The organism is Pedobacter frigiditerrae (assembly GCF_032678705.1).
GTDB lineage: Bacteria > Bacteroidota > Bacteroidia > Sphingobacteriales > Sphingobacteriaceae > Pedobacter > Pedobacter frigiditerrae_A.
Window position 1 is genome coordinate 270,387 of record NZ_JAVTSS010000001.1, and the last position, 17,823, is coordinate 288,209.

Here is a 17,823-nt window from a genome sequence, read left to right on the forward strand (position 1 = left end):
AAATAGATTCTTCGCATCGCTCTGAATGACAAACTATGATTCAATCATTTCAATAAGCTGTTCTTCACTTATTAACGGGATGTTTAGCTTTGTTGCTTTTTCTAATTTGGATGGTCCCATATTATCTCCAGCTACTAAATAATCGAGTTTAGCAGAAATTCCGCTTAAAATCTTCCCACCGTTTTCTTCAATTATCGCCTTAAGTTCTTCTCTACTATGCTTTTCGAAAACTCCCGAAATTACGAATGTTTTTCCAATAAGTTTATCGCTTTGCAATAATACTTCATTTTCTACTACCTCAAATTGTAATCCAGCAGCTTTTAAAAGCACTATTTGTTGTAAATGTTCTGGTTTGCTGAAATAATCTTGAATGCTTTCAGCTATTCTTCCACCAATTTCATCAACTGCTATTAAATCTTCAATAGACGCTTTTGCTAAGTTATCTATGTTTTTTAAGCCTCTTGCCAGTTTCTTAGCCACAGTTTCGCCCACATATCTAATTCCTAATCCGAACAGTAGTTTTTCAAAAGGCATTTGTTTAGAGTCTTCAATACCTTTTAGCATATTCTCTATCGATTTCTCGCCAAAACGTTCTATCGTTTTTAGCTCATCAGCTTTTTCCTTTAAAGTATATAAATCACTGATATGTGAAACTAATCCTCTTTGGTAAAAAGCCTCAATTGTTTCATCTCCCAAACCGTCTATATTCATCGCTTTGCGACCAATGAAATGTTGAATTTTTCCCACTATTTGAGGCGGGCAACCTTCATCATTCGGGCAATAAAAAGCTACTTCACCTTCTTTTCTAATCAGTTTGGTTCCGCATTCAGGGCAATGAGTAGTATAAACAACTGGTAATGAACCTGGCCTCCTTAAATCTAAGTTAACCTTAATGATTTTAGGAATAATCTCTCCACCTTTTTCAACAAAAACAGTATCGTTTTCGTGTAAGTCTAAACGTATAATCTCATCTGCATTGTGCAAAGTAGCACGTTTTACCGTTGTTCCGGCCAATAAAACTGGTTTCAGATTGGCAACAGGCGTAACAGCCCCAGTTCTTCCAACTTGATAAGTTACTTTTTCTAAAACAGTTTGAACTTCGGCAGCTTTATATTTATAAGAAATTGCCCAACGGGGAGATTTTGCAGTAAAGCCTAACTCCTGTTGTTGCGCATAACTATTAACTTTAATTACAATGCCATCAATATCATAACTCAATTTAAATCGTTGGTTTTCCCATTGAGAGATAAATTCTAAAACAGCATCAATATTGTTTACTAATTTGCTATGTTCAGAAACGTGAAAGCCCCAGTTTTTTACGGTTTGTAAACTTTCCCAATGTGTTTTAAATAATTGTTTCTCACTATTTAAAGCGTATAGAAAACAATCTAACGGGCGTTTGCTTACTTCCTTGGAGTCTTGCATCTTTACTGTTCCTGCAGCAAAATTTCTTGGGTTTGCATAAGCAACTTCACCTAATTCTTCTCTTTCCTTATTCAGTTTTTCAAAAGCAGCACGATGCATAAATACCTCGCCTCTAATTTCAAAAATATCAGGAATTTCATTTCCTTTTGAACGATGAGGAATGGTATGGATAGTTTTAATATTATTGGTTACATCATCACCTTGTGTGCCATCTCCACGAGTTACAGCCCTAACTAAAACTCCATTTTCGTAAGTTAAACTTATTGATAAGCCATCAAATTTTAACTCACACACATATTCAAAATCATCTCCAATGGCTTTTCTAACACGTTCATCAAAATCTCTTAAATCTTGTTCGTTATAAGTATTGCCCAATGATAACATTGGCCATTTGTGTTTTACCGTGATGAAATTTTTAGTGATATCGCCACCAACTTTTTGGGTAGGAGAGTTTGGGTCGGCTAATTCTGGATGCTCTTTTTCTAATTTCGAAAGCTCTTCTAGTTTTTTGTCAAACTCATAATCGGCAATGGTAGGCATTGCCAAAACATAATAATTGTAAGTATGCTGGTTTAACTCTGCAACCAAGGCATCCATTTGTTCTTTTACCGCAAAAATAGACATAGACAAATATAATGAATGGATGTTATTTTTCTTTTAATTGAAACCTACTAATAGCTCAATTGTAAAAATTGGACATCAATTTTATCACTAAATAATCCTCTCCTTTCGGCAAAGGGAATAGTGAAAGATAGGTCTTGCCACCATAATGTTTCGGTATTTGCATAATAACTGCCTTTAATTCCATCTTTAGGAACTTCGTTAAGTCGAATCATTTTACCAGTTTTCATATCCATTTCTGCATAAATAACATCAATACCAGTTTTATTGGCAATCATTCTTAAGACATCATTTTTTTGGTTAAATGCAATTTCTGAGCCTTCTCCAGTTTTGCTTTTATAGGTGCGTGGTAAAAATTGATGATATTGCGATTTTAATTGTAAATCGTACATATTCAACAAAACAGATTCAGCTAGAGCAAAAACAGGGGCGCCATTTTGCGTATATTGAGTGAAAGGTACTACACTGACTAATAATTGATTATTATATTCTTTAATACTTGTAACATCTAAAAAGTTGGCATCCCTAAAATCTAGGTCGTTAAATTTTTTATTAACAGGTACAAAAGACTTTTGTAAATCCCTGATGTGGTCCTTATCCATGACTTCTTTTTGTATAAGATATGTTCCTGTTTTAAAATCTATTTTGGCAACAAGTAAACAGATATCCTTTTCAAGATTTTTATACATCATTGAAAAATAGTTAACCAAAGGTGCTTTACTCCCAGCAAATTTGATTTCTCCACCATTAGTATTTTTGTAAAAATCTACAGGGACACTTACAGTTTTAAGAGGTTCTCTTTTTCCCGAAATGTATGTTGCTACATTAATTTTACCCAACTTGCTGTCTTTAGTCATGATTATGAAACTCCCGTCATCTCCGCACATGGAGTTCCAAGTTTGCCCATCAGGCATAAATGGATTTGTCTTTTGAGAAGCATTTAATTGATTGTCGAAATCAATAAAATTAAAATCAACAGTTGTTGAATAATCCTTTTCTACTTTTAATGCTGTATATGCGCCGATTATTGGTAAACCAATACGAACCTTCTTTTTCATTGCAGTTAATCTAACTGACATTTTGAAATAAGAACCATCTTCTGCAAAATAGAATCTAGGTTCTTCGATAAAATCTACACTACCATCGTAAATTATTTTTTTGGAAACTAGTTTTCCAGTGGTTTCATCTAATAAATAACCAACAAAGGTGTTAGTAAAACTTTTGAAATAAGAGTGGTCTGTTGCTGCAACAACTAAAATTTTATCTTTAAACTTCCCTATTGCCATCGGAAATCCTTCAAAAGATGTTATCCATTTTTGATTCAAATTTCCATCTATTGTAACAACTGCAAAATCTACTTTAGGTGCGTTAACAATCATTGCAACATTGTTATTAGACAATTGTAGAGTAGAGCCGTAACGACTATCAGTTGAACTGATGATATTCCATTCAGGCTTTTTAAAAACTTTTAATTGGGATTGAGCTAGCGCTGAAAATGAGGAAAGTAGTAATAGGATCGAGTAGGTTAATTTAAATTTCATCGAGGGTTTAATTTATTAATTGATGAATATATAAAAACCTAAGATTATATAGATGGATTTGAAATGGCTACTTTTTAAAGTCTTGTTAATTAATGAACTAGATTTCGAGTTTGTTTTCAATCTCTTCAAAAATATCTAAGTAGTTTTTCTCAAGCATTGTTTTGTAAAGGGCAATTTGTTCTGTGAGTAAGTTAACAGTTGTTTCATCAAAAGGATGCACCCATAAACGCATACAGATTCTTTGTAATGCATAGCTGATATTCTCTAACTTTTGATAGCTCAATAAATACCTGCTCGACCTAAAACTGTTTAAAAATTTAAAGAAGGTTTCCGTATCGTCGCTTCCACTTTTTTTAAGGAAATCGTTAAGCACAATATCATCAACTTTGTTTAAATGGTCATAGAATGATGCTATATCTATTTTCCTGTTTATAACTAATAGATGGTCTAGAACTAATTCCACCCCGATATGTGCTAAAAATGATGGACGAACTGGACTGTCATTTAGAATAGGCAGCAGGAGTTGTTTTAGTTTTGCTGTCTCTGTATTGAAGAAGTTGGAGGAGTGGAAAAGTAAATCTACTTTCAGGTGTCGTTTCCATCCTGTTAAGAGAGAATTTAGTTGCATATCATCAATAAAAAGTTCTTCTGTTTTTTGAGGATATAAATTCCAGTCCTTGTGTGCATTTTTAACCAAATCTGGCAATACGGTTCCAATAACCATATTTGCATCTTGGTTTTCTCTTTCAAAATAAAAATGCGAAAGGAAATTCATATCGTGAAGCTAAAAGAATAATGCTAAAAGACCAAGGCTTATTTAAATTAAGCAGTATCGTTATTTGCTTTACGCTTTGGACTTTGGTCTTTCTCCTTAAAAAAGTATCTTTGCGACCTAAAATAGGAAGAAATGAGATCCATCATCATCTCAGCAATATTATTGGCTCGATGATGATCGCTTGAATACCATTGAAAATAAACTATACTTATGAAAAACTTTGTTGATGAATTGCGTTGGAGAGGGATGTTGCATGACATTATGCCAAATACAGAAGAAAAGCTGAATGAGGCAATGTGTGCAGGTTATATTGGTTTTGACCCAACTGCCGATTCATTGCATATTGGTCACCTCACTCAAATCATGACCTTAATCCATTTTCAAAATGCTGGACACAAACCAGTTGCTTTGGTAGGTGGTGCTACAGGTATGGTTGGCGACCCTTCAGGTAAATCTGATGAGAGAAACCTGCAGACTGAAGAAATGGTAGCTCACAACTTAGCAGGAATGAAAACCCAACTTGCAAAGTTTTTGAAGTTTGAAGATGCTGGTAATGGCGCTATTATGGTTAATAATGCTGATTGGTTCAAAAACATGAACTTCTTAGACTTTATACGTGATGTTGGTAAACACATCACGGTAAACTACATGATGGCAAAAGACAGCGTTAAAAAACGTTTGGAAGGTGAAACTGGAATGTCTTTTACAGAATTTAGTTATCAATTGGTACAAGGTTATGATTTTTACTACTTGTGGAAACACCATAACTGTGTGCTGCAAATGGGTGGTTCTGACCAATGGGGTAACATTGTTACTGGAACAGAGTTGATTAGAAGAAAAGACCAAGGCACAGCTTATGCCATTACTACGCAATTGATTAAAAAAGCAGACGGTACTAAATTTGGTAAAACGGAAAGTGGTGCTGTTTGGTTAAACGCAGAAAAAACTTCGCCTTATAAATATTACCAGTTTTGGTTAAACTCTTCTGATGACGATGTGAAAAAATGGATTAGAATTTTCACATTAAAAACACAAGAAGAGATAGAGGCGTTAGAACAAGAGCATGATACTGCTCCACACTTGCGTATTTTACAAAAAGCTTTGGCTGAAGATATTACCATCAGAACTCACTCAAAGGAAGCGTTAGAAACTGCGATAAAAACATCAGAGTTTTTATTTGGAAACGGTGCTGTTGAGTTTTTGCAAACATTAAATTCTAAAAGTGTTTTAGAGATTTTTGAAGGTGTCCCTCAATTCACCATATCAAAAGCTGAATTAGCTGATGGAATTGATGTGGCTACATTGCTAGCAGAAAAAACCACTGTATTTCCATCAAAAGGAGAAGTTAAAAAAACTGTTCAAGGTGGTGGATTGAGCGTGAATAAAGTTAAGGTTCCAGAAATTACATCAACTTTTGGAACAAGTGATTTGATTAACAATCAGTTTATTGTTGTGCAAAAAGGTAAGAAAAACTATTTCTTATTGATAGCGGAATAGTAACCTTTAAATATTATAAATCAAATCCCATTCTGAAAAGATTGGGATTTTTTATTGCACCAACAAATTACATCCTCTGATATCAGCATTGTCAAACCTGCCCAGTACTTCAAAGCTGCCGTCTGCATAAATTTTTCCTAAGTCTTGGGTAGCGATAAAAGAGCAAGAGTTGATGTTAGCCAAATCAATTACATTAATTCCTCCGCTTTGCCTGTTTTGTAATAAACTTAATGGGTCTGAGGTGTCTCTTAACAAGATTTTCATCCAAGGTGGGCAATTGAAAATACCTTCTCCATAAGAATAACCTTGAGAAAGTAATTCGGTCATCCCGTATTCGCTGTGAATATGTTTTACACCAAAACCTGAAGTTAAAATACCATGTAATTCTTCCCGTACCATTTCTTTTCTTTTGCCTTTCATTCCGCCTGTTTCCATTACAATTAACGCTGGAAAATCAATTTGAAACTGTTCTACAAAATCTAATAAAGCATAAGTAACGCCTATTAGAATGGTTTTTTGATTAGCTTTTTTTAAATCTGTTAGGGTGTTGAAGAGCTTCGTTAAATCATCAAGAAAATATCCACTTTTTGGATGTAGGCTTTGTTTCAGTAAATCATCAACCATGTAAATTAAAGAAGAACCTTCTCGTTCTAAATAGGATGGAAGCAATGCTAAGGTGCAAATATCCTTGGGATTGCCGTAAAATTGCTCGAAGGCCTTATTGAAACTTTGTTCGTAAATACTTACATCACTAACTAAATGTTTACTAGTTATTTGACCCGTTGTACCAGAGCTGCTGAAAACAATTTGAGGTTCTTGGTTCGTACTTAAAACTTGGTGACTTTTAAAAAAGCTAATCGGTAAAAAAGGGATTTCCTTGTAGTTTTTTATTGATGAAGGATTAACCTTCAAATGGGAAATATAATCATGATAAACCTGACAATTTTTAGCTTGATGCTCAAAAACAGTTAAAGCAACTTCATTAAAAGTTGTTTCAGTATCGATAGAAAAAATTTGTTCAGGAGTTAAATGCACTGGACAAAAGTACAAACAATTATGATTTAGGCAGGAGTTTTCATGCTAATCATTGCTTTTCTGAAATGATAACCACAATAGCCACTTATGCCAGCTGCCAATCCGCCTAATAAACCGGTAACTACTAAAACTATTGGCCACAATTTCACACTCAACATTTCTGCAACACGAGTAGCTAAAACATTATGATTTGGTAAGCTTTTAAACAAAGCCATCGCTATCCACAAGGTGAAAATAGCCAAGAAGGGTTGCCAAAAGGATATTTTACCTGTTTTGCCAATTATACCACAGGTTGCAAATGCGATAACAATTACAATCCACCATGGTAAAACCATTTGCAATAAGAAAGAAGCTATAATGATGACGATGAATACCATTTTTATTTTTTTGAGATTTTATAACGAGAAATTATTTTGCCAGCACTATCATCTGGAGATTGCATGAAGAACAAATCGTATAGCTTTCCTTGTGCCCAAGTATCAACCATGTTATCGTAATATGGACTACCTGGATTACCAGATTGACCGCCAGGATAAACGCCATGACCTTTTACGTTTTTCCCAAGCTCAACTACCATCCTCCATGATGGACCATTAGTTTCGCTTATGGCATTAACTGTGCTTTTGGCTCCACCAATTAATAGTTTTTTGGAACCGAAGCCAGGTATTTTAGCTAAGTGTGGAACGTTTGTGCCTTTAACTTTTCCCCAATACCAATTTTTACCAATAGAACCATATTTTCGTTCTAAACTATCGCAAGCAAATTTAAATGATTCGTTTACCAAGTCGGCTAGCATTTCATTTTTAGATGTTTTAATGTTATCGAACCACTTTGAGCTAGGGTCATTTCTAATTAATTCAATTGTTCTATCCCTAGAAGGATAACGCATCGGGATGTCTGAAATGGTAAATTCATCATCCCAAATATCGAAGCTTAACCTTTTAGTCCATAAATCGAAGATACTCGGAGCGACTTCTTTTGATTCGAAAAATTTATTCCACTTTGTGGTGATATTTAATGCCTCTTTTTGCGTGGCATTTAGTTTGCTTGCATCTATAAGTGGCAAGATATGAGGTAATAAATCTTGTGCGGTAATACTGTAAGAATCACTTTGCAAAACCCTCATGCTATCTGCTGTAGCGTCTTTCATAACCGTTAACCTGTCATTAATTCGTTGACCACGCTCGTAAGGAGCAAATTCCCAATTGATGTAATAAGGATATGTTGGATCGGTTGATGATTGATTTGCCGAGCTCACAAAGTTTCTAGGCGGGTTTTTAACCGTCGGATTTTGGTTTGCAGGAATCCAACCCTGCCAATCGTTAGCTGGGTCTGAGCCATCTAAAATGAATTTACCTTGTTCTTTCCATTTTAAAGGGAATTTACCGTTGGGTGTAATGGCGATATCATTCTCTGCACTGGCAAATATAAAATTCTGGGCAGGAGCAGTATAATAGGTTAAAGCTTTTCTATAATCAGCATAATTTTTTCCTCTGTTAAGCAAATAGAAAGTCAGTAATTCATTAGATTTATCATGAGCAATCCATCTTAAAGCATTTCCCATGGGAATATTATTTGCCTTACCATAATTAGGTTTCTGAAAATAAACAACTGGTCCTTGATGTGTATAATAAACAGTATCAATTTCATCAGGGCTACCTTTAATTTTTATGGTTTCTAAACGTTGAACGGTATTTTTCCAGCTGTTGTTGTACCAATAACTTTTATGCGAATTGTCTTTGAATTTAATTTGATAAAAATCAAGTACATCAGCCGCCACGTTAGTTACGCCCCAAGCAATGTCTTTATTAAAGCCGATAATAACACCAGGAGCACCAGGAAGGGAAACACCATAAGTATTTAAGCCTGGTGCGTTTAATTGAATCTGATACCAAATTGAAGGTAATGTTAAATCTAAATGCGGATCGTTTGCTAAAATTGGATAACCAGATTTAGTTTTTGCTCCTGAAACCGCCCAGTTATTACTTCCAATTCCTTCTATTTTCTGTTTTGTTTTAATATCACCAGTCATCATTTCTGTATAACCTACAGGAGTTGGCGGAATTGGTAGAGGTGTAAAATCCCATTTTGTACCTACTGGTATAATTGGACTTTCTTTGAAAGGATAATCTGGGAAAAGATCTTTAGTGATTTCGGGACCAAATTTTTTAAGGATGTTGGTCATGTAGAATTCATCAGAACCCATTGCCAAAACGGCTGACATTTGTTTAAGTAGTAAAGCACATTTAATGGGTGTCCAATCTTCTGGTTTAAAATCCAACAACTTATATTCTACTGGTAAATTTGCCCTTGATAAAGAATGGATGTAAGCATTTATTCCTTCCGTATAAGCCAAAATCATTTCCTTAGCTTTTGGATCTTCCATCATTCCTTTTAACGAATTTTCGGCACCATAAACCATTCCCATTCTGCGTTGGTAGCGATCAACTTCTATGGCTTTTTTTCCAACAACTTCAGAAATTCTTCCAGCGGCAAATCTAGTTTGAAAATCCATTTGCCATAGGCGATGCATTGCAGTAACATAACCTTGGGCATAATAAACATCATGGTCGTTTTGGGCAAAAACGTGAGGTATCATTTTGTCATCAAAAAGGATATCTATTTTGTCATGAGCTCCTTTTAGCTTCATTTTTTTGCTTGTGTTTACCATATCACTCTCGGCATTCTGCCAAAAACCTGTAAATGGATTTAGGAATTTTAAAATGGGTGGTAAATCACCAAATTTAGTGTTTAATGCATAGGCCAATAAAATAGGTATAATGATGCAGATGAGGGCTTTTACTCTATTCATTAGTTATAGATGAGTTTATTTGGTTATCGAATTTTGTTCTTGTTAAAAGAAGCATAGACTGCAATTTACTATAAAATTGATTTTAAATGCAATGAAATTAGATTTTGTCTAAAAAATTATAAAGAAATTATACAGCATAGTATTTGTTAGTTTCAAAATTTGTACTAAGTTTATACTATATAAACAAATATAAACTACTTTGAGTATGAACAAAATCTTTACAAAAGTCATTTTTATGCTTTTTATGTTACTTGCAACTGGGCTTGCGGTACATGCGCAAAGCATAGTGGTTAGTGGTACCGTTACGGATAAACTGACCAAAGAGCCGATACCAGGTGTAAGCGTAACTGTTAAAGGAAAGACAATCGGGTCATCTACAGATTCAAAAGGACAGTTTTCTTTTAGCACGACAGAAAAGCCACCATTTACTTTATTAGTTTCTTATATAGGCTTTACTACTGTTGAAAGAGAGGTTTCAAGTAATACTGCAAATTTAACTTTTGAGTTAGAAAGTGGAGCGATTTTAGGCCAAGAAGTAGTTGTTTCTGCATCTAGAACACCAGAACGTATTTTGGAATCTCCTGTTTCTGTAGAGCGTATCAGTTCTTCTCAATTAAAAGAGTTGCCAGCTCCATCATTTTATGATGCATTGAACAATTTAAAAGGAGTGGAGATGAGTACTCAAAGTTTAACCTTCAAGTCGGTTAATACTCGTGGTTTCAACGCAAATGGTAACGTACGTTTTAATCAGTATATCGATGGAATGGATAACCAAGCTCCAGGCTTAAATTTCTCAGTAGGTAATATTGTAGGTTTATCAGAGTTGGATGTAGATAATGTTGAGTTATTACCTGGTGCTGCTTCAGCATTATATGGTGCTGGTGGTATTAATGGTACATTACTAATGACCTCAAAAAATCCTTATCAATATCAAGGTGCAAGTTTTATGTACAAAGCAGGTATTAATCATGTTGATGATAACAATACTAACCAAGGCGTTCAAGAATTTAAACAATTAGATGTTCGTTTAGCAAAATCTTGGAATAACAAATTCGGTTTCAAAACTTCATTTGGTTTTTTACAAGCAAAAGATTGGGCTGCTACTGATACACGTAATTTTGATAGAACAGCTCGTCAGTTAAAAGGTGGCGATAGAAGTAGCGATCCAAATTATGATGGTATAAACGTATATGGTGATGAAATCAGCCAAAATATGCTGAATGTAACTCAATCACTAAATTCTGGAATTATCGCAGGCGTTAATGCAGCGAGTGGAGGTGCAATTCCAAATATTCAAACTTCGTTAAATGGAGCTTTTACAGCATTAGGCGTTGCCGCAGGTGCTGCTCCATCTGCAGCACAACAGGCTGCGGTACTTGGTTTTTTCCCAGCAGCTTTAAGACCAACCATCCAAAGTTATTTGCCTTTTTATGTTGGTTTAAGAGTTCCAGGATTGTTGCCTAATCAATTTGTATCTAGAACAGGTTATGCTGAAAGTGATCTAGTAGATTATGATACTAAATCGTTAAAAACATCAACTTCATTACATTATAAATTCAGTAATACTATTGAAGCGATTGCACAAGCTAATTGGGGAACAGGAACATCTGTTTACACAGGTACTGATCGTTATTCTCTAAGAAACTTCAGCATAGGACAATATAAATTAGAATTAAAAGGCCAAGATTTCTTCTTAAGAGGTTACACTACTCAAGAACGTTCGGGAGAAGCTTATAATGCTACTATTCTTGGAACTTTTATTAATGAAGCCTGGAAACCATCTGGAGGCTTAACAGGTTGGTATGCACAATATATTGGAAATTATTCGGCTGCTAAACAAGCTGGTCAAACAGATGCGGCTGCGCAAACTTTTGCAAGATCTCAAGCAGATGTTGGTCGTTTAATTCCTGGTACTGCTGGATATGAAACTGCGAAAGATGCCATAACCAAAAAAACTATTGGCCCAGCAAATGGTGCTAAGTTTAATGATAAAACCAATTTGTTCCATTATGAAGGTATGTACAACTTCTCTAACGCATTAAATAATGTTGTAGAGTTACAAGTTGGTGCATCTTATCGCGATTACTTCTTGCATTCTGACGGAACTATATTTGATGATGCAACTCGTGACATAACCATTAATGAGTATGGTGCATTTGTTCAAATGGGTAAAAAGTTTGGAGAGAAATTTAAATTGACAGTTGCTGGTCGCTATGATAAAAGCAAAAACTTTGAAGGTAGAATTACTCCTCGTGTAACTGGTGTATGGACCGTTGCGCCTAACAACAACATTAGAGCATCATTCCAAACTGGTTATCGTAATCCAACAACTCAAGATCAATATATTGATTTGGCAGTGGGTGGAGGTTCAACTCGTTTAATTGGTGGTTTACCTGAATCAATTAACAAATATGCCTTAAATACCAATAAAGGTGTAACATCAGCAAGTTATAGGGCATTTGTTGCATCTGCAGCAGCTGGCGCTCCTAACCCAGCTTTATTGCAAGCCTATACTTTTGATGCAGAAGGCTTACGTCCTGAAAGTGTTAAATCTTTTGAAATAGGTTATAAAGGACTAGCAACAAGTAAATTATTAATCGATGGTTATGTTTATTATAACATCTACAAAGATTTTATTGGTGGTGTAGAATTATATCAAAATCCTACAACAACTGCTGTAAAGTTCAATGTACCAGTTAATATCAGCGAAGAAGTTAAATCTTACGGTGCTGCATTTGGTTTAGACTACCAAGTAGGTAAATTTAACTTTAACGGTAATACATCATACAACAAGTTAAGCGATGTATCTCCAACCTTTGATAATAACTTTAATACGCCAGAATGGAGATTTAATGCTGGTGTTGGAAGCAGAGAGATCATTAAAAACTTTGGCTTTAATGTACAGTACAGATGGCAAGATACTTTCATGTGGAGTTCTACATTCGCAACAGGTCAAGTTCCATCATATTCTACATTTGATGCGCAGGTTAACTTGAAAGTGCCTTCGGTTAAATCGATCATTAAATTAGGTGGTTCTAACATTTTAAATAAATACTATCAAACATCATTTGGTAATCCATCTGTTGGAGCGTTGTATTATTTATCATATACATTTAACCCATAGTTCTCAATATTTTAAAAGATCCTCTCTACGGAAGTGGAGAGGATTTTTTTTTATAATTAAAGATTTTTTTTTAAACCTTTGGCTATTAACATAAAAATTATCACTTTCGCTTAATATCAACCAAATATAAAATGATAAAGAAATTATTCTTATTGACCTTGGTGCTATCTGTGCAAGTTCAAGTCTTTGCTCAGTTACTAGCCATAGATAGGGTGGAGCCAGCAAATTGGTGGGTTGGTTTTAAAGATCAATCGCTACAGCTACTGGTAAGAGGAAACCAAATTGCAGATAAAACTGTTGCGCTAAATTACCCTGGTGTAAAGCTTGTAAGTGTTCAAAAAGTAGAAAACCCTAATTATCTATTTGTTAACCTGCAAATTTCTTTAACCGCAAAGTCGGGAACGTTCCCGATTATTTTTTCTAAAAAAGGCGAGAAGGCAGTTAGCTATAATTACGAGTTAAAATCTAGAACAAATCATACAGAAGGTGTATCTAATAAAGATTTTATTTATTTAATTATGCCAGATCGTTTTTCCAATGGTGATTTAAGTAACGACAAGATTGAAGGGATGAAGGACAAACACTTCAGTCGCGATTCGATGTACTACCGACACGGGGGAGACCTACAAGGCATCATCAATAAATTGCATTATTTACAAGACTTAGGCGTTACAACGCTTTGGCTAAATCCTTTATTAGAAAATGATGAATTTGTTACCTCATACCATGGTTACGCCAATACAGAAAACTATAGGATAGATCGACGTTTCGGTGACAATCCTCTTTATAAAAAACTGGTAGAGGAGTGCCACAAACGTGGGATGAAAATGATTAAAGATTTGGTGCATAACCATATTGGAGATCAGCATTTTTTGTTTTTAGACCCGCCTGCAAAAAATTGGTTTCATCAATGGACAAAGTATATAGGTACAACTTATAAAGACCAAACTCTATTTGATCCTTATGCCGCAACAGCTGATAAAAAATTAATGACGGATGGTTGGTTTGACAAACACATGCCAGATGTTAATCAGCAAAATCCATTAGTAAAAAAATATATTACGCAAAGCCACATCTGGTGGATTGAATATGCAGGTTTGGATGGATTTAGATTAGATACCTATGCCTACAACGATAGAGATTTTATGGCAGAATGGGCGCAGGCAATCACCAGAGAATTTCCGAAGTTTACTTACTTTGGCGAAACTTGGGTGAACGGGACAGCTAATCAGGTTTTCTTCACGGAGGGGAATACTGCCAATCAGCATTTTGACACTAAATTACAAGGTGTAACAGATTTTCAAACCTACTTTGCCATTAATGAAACTTTAAATGGGAAATTCGGCTGGACAGATGGTGTGAACAGGTTATATACTGTATTAGCTAGTGATTATCAATATAAAGATCCTACTCGAAATGTTTTGTTTTTGGATAACCACGATACAGACAGGTTCTTGTCTAAGGTTGGGGAAGATTTTAATAAATTCAAATCTGGTATTATTTTATTGCTTTCACTTCGTGGGATACCACAGATGTATTATGGCACTGAAATTCTGATGAAAAACTTTGCAAATCCTGATGGAAAGGTAAGAGATGATTTTCCTGGAGGTTGGGCGACTGATAAAGTAGATAAATTTATTTCTTCAGGCAGAAATGAAAAAGAAAATGAAGCTTTCAACTTTGTTAAAAAGTTAGCTAACTACCGTAAAAACAATCCTGTTTTACAAACGGGGAAAATGATGCAATTTGTCCCAGAAAAAGGTATTTACGTTTATTTTAGGTATGATGCTAAAAAAACAGTAATGGTGGTAATGAATACAAATGACGAAGCAAAGGAGTTAGAAACTTCACGTTTTGCAGAGCGAATTGGTAAACATCAAACTTTGTTAAATATAATAACAGACCAAAAATTTGTTATCAATAAATTAACGTTACCATCCAAAACAACTTATATATTTGAATTACAATAATATGTCTAAAATAAAAGCATGCATTTTCGATCTTGATGGCGTTATCGTTGATACGGCGGTTTATCACTATAAAGCTTGGCGCAGGTTGGCAAATCAATTGGGATTTGATTTTACCGAAGAGCAAAACGAGCAACTAAAAGGTATCAGTAGAATAGAGTCCCTTAAAATAATATTAAATTGGGGAACTGTTAGTAAGTCTGAAGAAGAAATGCAAGAACTTGCCACCTTGAAAAATACCTGGTATGTGGAGATGATTACAAAAATGACGCCGAGCGATATCTTGCCAGGTGCAAAAGAATTTTTAGAAGAAGTTAGAGCCAAAAAGTATTTAACAGCCTTAGGTTCTGCCAGTAAAAATTCGGAAATGATATTAAAACAGATTGGCTTAATGCATCTATTTGATGCCTTAGTGGATGGGAATAAAGTCACCAAATCTAAACCAAATCCAGAGGTATTTCTGGTTGGGGCAAAAGAACTAGACGTAAAGCCAGAAGAATGCGTTGTGTTTGAAGATGCAATTGCTGGGGTTGAAGCTGCAAAGGCTGGAAATATGATAGCCGTGGGCATTGGTGAGGCTGATATTTTAAACCAAGCAGATTTGGTGGTAAAAGGGTTATTTGAAATGACCATAGAAAAATTGGAGAATTTATAAGCGAGAATGAAGAACTATATTATACATAACGAGTGGCAAATTATTGAAGAAGGATTTGATCCACATTTGAATAAAATTTCGGAAAGTATCTTTAGCATTGGAAATGGAAGGATGGGACAACGTGCCAATTTTGAAGAAGTTTATACTGGCGAAACTTTGCAAGGGAATTATATTGCTGGAGTTTACTATCCTGACAAAACTAGAGTAGGCTGGTGGAAAAACGGATATCCTGAATATTTTGCAAAAGTATTAAACGCCACCAATTGGATTGGCTTAAATATTAAGGTTAATGATGAGGTGCTAGATTTAAATACTTGTGAAGTACAAGAGTTTAGTCGTGTATTGGATATGCAAAAGGGGACATTAACCAGAAAATTTGTTGCCAAACAAACAAACGGGAACGTTCTCGAAGTTGAAGCGATTCGTTTCTGCAGTATAGTCGATGATGAAGCCGGTGTAATAAAATATACAATTACTCCACGAAATTTTGATGGAAAGATCTCAATCGAATCTAGCTTGGATGGAGATGTTAAAAATCAAGACTCGAACTATGATGAGAAATTTTGGAATGAAATAAGTGCAAAAGAAGACGGAGATTTTGTATTACTTAATCTGGAGACTAAAAAAACTGCGTTTTGGGTAAGTTCTGCCATTCATACTTTAATTGAGCAAGAAGGAAACAACTTGGATTTAAAGCCAGCTTTTATTAAGAAAGAGAAGTATGCGGCACATCAGTTTGAAGTTGCAGTTAAAAAAAAACAAGCTACCACCATCTATAAATATGCTGTAAATCTATCTTCAGAAAATTATAAAAAGGAAGAATTAGAAAAAACTACCGTTGAAAGATTAAAGGAAATTGTTGCCAAAGGATTTGATCAAATGCATGCTGAGCAGGCAAATGCTTGGGCAACAAAATGGCAAAATGGAGATGTGATCATTGAAGGAGATGTGGCAGCCCAACAAGCGATTAGGTTTAATATTTTTCAGTTGCATCAAACTTATACTGGGGAGGATGCTCGTTTGAATATCGGTCCGAAAGGATTTACTGGTGAGAAATATGGTGGCTCTACTTATTGGGATACAGAAGCTTACTGTTTACCTTTTTACTTAGCGACTGCACCACAACAAGTTGCAGAAAATTTGTTAATCTATCGTTACAGCCATTTAGAAAAAGCCATTGAAAATGCCGAAAAATTAGGTTTCAAAAATGGAGCGGCTCTATATCCAATGGTAACGATAAACGGAGAAGAGTGCCATAACGAGTGGGAAATTACCTTTGAAGAAATCCATAGAAATGGAGCTATAGCTTTTGCCATTTTTAATTATATCCGTTATACTGGAGAGCAAAAATACTTAGCAGAATATGGCTTAGAAGTGTTAATTGGCATTGCTCGTTTCTGGGCTCAACGTGTTAACTGGAGTATAGAAAAGGAAAAATATGTTATGTTGGGTATAACTGGTCCTAATGAATACGAAAACAATGTGAACAACAATTGGTACACTAGTACTATAGCAACTTGGTGCTTAAAGTACACCATTGAAGCTATTGATTTAGTTAGAACTGATAACGCTAGTAGGCTGAACGAAATTTTGGCTAAAACTAATTTCGATTTGGAGAAAGAGACCAATCACTGGCAAGACATCGTTAATAAAATGTTTTATCCCGAAGACAAAGAACTAGGCATTTTCTTACAGCAAGATGGTTATTTGGATAAAGAACAAGTTTTAGTTAAAGATTTACCAGCGGTTGATAGACCATTGAATCAGAAATGGAGTTGGGATAGAATTTTAAGGTCGTGTTTTATTAAACAGGCTGACGTATTACAGGGAATTTATTTCTTTGAGGAAGATTACGATTTAGAAACCATCCAACGAAATTATGATTTCTACGAGCCACGTACGGTGCATGAGAGCTCTTTATCGCCCTGCGTACATGCAATTATTGCTGCTAAATTAGGCGATTTAGATAGGGCTTATGAGTTTTATTTGCGCACTTCTCGATTAGATCTAGACGATTACAATAATGATACTGAAGACGGATTGCACATCACGTCGATGGCAGGAACTTGGTTAAGTGTGGTTGAAGGTTTTGGTGGTATGCGTATTAAAAATAATCAATTGCATTTGCATCCTGTATTACCAGAAAAGTGGCGATCTTATGCTTTTAAAATCGGATTTAGACAAGCTATAATTACAGTTAAAGTGGATAAGCAAAAAGTGACTTTAAATAATGAAAGTGAAAAGGCTTTAAGCTTAACTATTTTCGGTAAAGAAGAACATTTGCCAGCTAATGCAACTTTAGAATTAAACGCTCAATAGAATTGAAAAGCATCATAAAAATAGCACTATTGATAGCCGTAGCTTGCGGTTT

Annotated in this window: 11 protein-coding genes; 5 read left to right on the plus strand and 6 right to left on the minus strand. The window is 35.0% G+C overall.

Going from position 1 to position 17,823, the window contains the following annotated elements:
- Positions 1-33: 33 nt before the first annotated feature.
- The 3 genes from ligA to R2Q59_RS01175 all read right to left on the minus strand — a co-directional run bounded on the left by ligA (position 34) and on the right by R2Q59_RS01175 (position 4,362).
- Positions 34-2,049 (minus strand): NAD-dependent DNA ligase LigA, encoded by a 2,016-nt coding sequence (gene ligA, locus R2Q59_RS01165; RefSeq protein ID WP_316782929.1) that lies wholly within the window; start codon positions 2,047-2,049, stop codon positions 34-36.
- Positions 2,050-2,096: 47 nt separating this feature from the next.
- Positions 2,097-3,587 (minus strand): hypothetical protein, encoded by a 1,491-nt coding sequence (locus R2Q59_RS01170; protein ID WP_316782932.1) that lies wholly within the window; start codon positions 3,585-3,587, stop codon positions 2,097-2,099.
- 97 nt (positions 3,588-3,684) lie between these two features.
- Positions 3,685-4,362: a hypothetical protein gene (locus R2Q59_RS01175; RefSeq protein WP_316782935.1), complete on the minus strand. Its 678-nt coding sequence runs from the start codon at positions 4,360-4,362 to the stop codon at positions 3,685-3,687.
- A gap of 210 nt (positions 4,363-4,572) precedes the next feature.
- Between R2Q59_RS01175 and tyrS the strand changes: the two genes are divergently transcribed.
- Positions 4,573-5,859 carry a tyrosine--tRNA ligase gene (tyrS, locus tag R2Q59_RS01180; RefSeq protein ID WP_316782938.1) on the plus strand — a complete coding sequence of 429 codons (1,287 nt, stop codon included), beginning with the start codon at positions 4,573-4,575 and terminating at the stop codon, positions 5,857-5,859.
- Between the two features lie 51 nt (positions 5,860-5,910).
- Here the strand turns inward: tyrS and R2Q59_RS01185 are convergent, their stop codons facing one another.
- The 3 genes from R2Q59_RS01185 to R2Q59_RS01195 are packed head-to-tail and all read right to left on the minus strand — an operon-like array spanning position 5,911 to position 9,706.
- A complete protein-coding gene (locus R2Q59_RS01185) occupies positions 5,911-6,909 on the minus strand; it encodes an acyl transferase (protein WP_316782942.1) in 999 nt (332 codons plus the stop codon).
- An 11-nt stretch (positions 6,910-6,920) separates the two neighbouring features.
- The gene (locus tag R2Q59_RS01190; RefSeq protein ID WP_316765195.1) at positions 6,921-7,271 is read right to left on the minus strand and encodes a hypothetical protein; all 351 of its coding nucleotides are present in this window, start codon (positions 7,269-7,271) and stop codon (positions 6,921-6,923) included.
- Positions 7,272-7,273: 2 nt separating this feature from the next.
- Positions 7,274-9,706, minus strand: a complete 2,433-nt coding sequence (locus R2Q59_RS01195; RefSeq protein ID WP_316782945.1) for a penicillin acylase family protein — start codon at positions 9,704-9,706, stop codon at positions 7,274-7,276.
- A 205-nt stretch (positions 9,707-9,911) separates the two neighbouring features.
- Between R2Q59_RS01195 and R2Q59_RS01200 the strand changes: the two genes are divergently transcribed.
- The 4 genes from R2Q59_RS01200 to R2Q59_RS01215 all read left to right on the plus strand — a co-directional run bounded on the left by R2Q59_RS01200 (position 9,912) and on the right by R2Q59_RS01215 (position 17,771).
- Positions 9,912-12,830, plus strand: coding sequence for a TonB-dependent receptor (locus R2Q59_RS01200; RefSeq protein WP_316765197.1), 2,919 nt, complete (start codon positions 9,912-9,914; stop codon positions 12,828-12,830).
- Between the two features lie 131 nt (positions 12,831-12,961).
- Positions 12,962-14,800, plus strand: coding sequence for a glycoside hydrolase family 13 protein (locus R2Q59_RS01205; RefSeq protein ID WP_316782948.1), 1,839 nt, complete (start codon positions 12,962-12,964; stop codon positions 14,798-14,800).
- Position 14,801: 1 nt separating this feature from the next.
- A complete protein-coding gene (gene pgmB / locus R2Q59_RS01210) occupies positions 14,802-15,452 on the plus strand; it encodes a beta-phosphoglucomutase (RefSeq protein WP_316782953.1) in 651 nt (216 codons plus the stop codon).
- Positions 15,453-15,458: 6 nt separating this feature from the next.
- A complete protein-coding gene (locus tag R2Q59_RS01215) occupies positions 15,459-17,771 on the plus strand; it encodes a glycoside hydrolase family 65 protein (protein ID WP_316782956.1) in 2,313 nt (770 codons plus the stop codon).
- Positions 17,772-17,823: the final 52 nt, after the last annotated feature.

Excerpts from the sequence above, each read along its gene's own strand:
- ligA (WP_316782929.1), bottom strand. The coding sequence starts at position 2,049 with ATGTCTATTTTTGCGGTAAAAGAACAAATGGATGCCTTGGTTGCAGAG.
- R2Q59_RS01170 (WP_316782932.1), bottom strand. The coding sequence starts at position 3,587 with ATGAAATTTAAATTAACCTACTCGATCCTATTACTACTTTCCTCATTT.
- R2Q59_RS01175 (WP_316782935.1), bottom strand. The coding sequence starts at position 4,362 with ATGAATTTCCTTTCGCATTTTTATTTTGAAAGAGAAAACCAAGATGCA.
- tyrS (WP_316782938.1), top strand. The coding sequence starts at position 4,573 with ATGAAAAACTTTGTTGATGAATTGCGTTGGAGAGGGATGTTGCATGAC.
- R2Q59_RS01190 (WP_316765195.1), bottom strand. The coding sequence starts at position 7,271 with ATGGTATTCATCGTCATCATTATAGCTTCTTTCTTATTGCAAATGGTT.
- R2Q59_RS01195 (WP_316782945.1), bottom strand. The coding sequence starts at position 9,706 with ATGAATAGAGTAAAAGCCCTCATCTGCATCATTATACCTATTTTATTG.
- R2Q59_RS01200 (WP_316765197.1), top strand. The coding sequence starts at position 9,912 with ATGAACAAAATCTTTACAAAAGTCATTTTTATGCTTTTTATGTTACTT.
- R2Q59_RS01205 (WP_316782948.1), top strand. The coding sequence starts at position 12,962 with ATGATAAAGAAATTATTCTTATTGACCTTGGTGCTATCTGTGCAAGTT.
- pgmB (WP_316782953.1), top strand. The coding sequence starts at position 14,802 with ATGTCTAAAATAAAAGCATGCATTTTCGATCTTGATGGCGTTATCGTT.
- R2Q59_RS01215 (WP_316782956.1), top strand. The coding sequence starts at position 15,459 with ATGAAGAACTATATTATACATAACGAGTGGCAAATTATTGAAGAAGGA.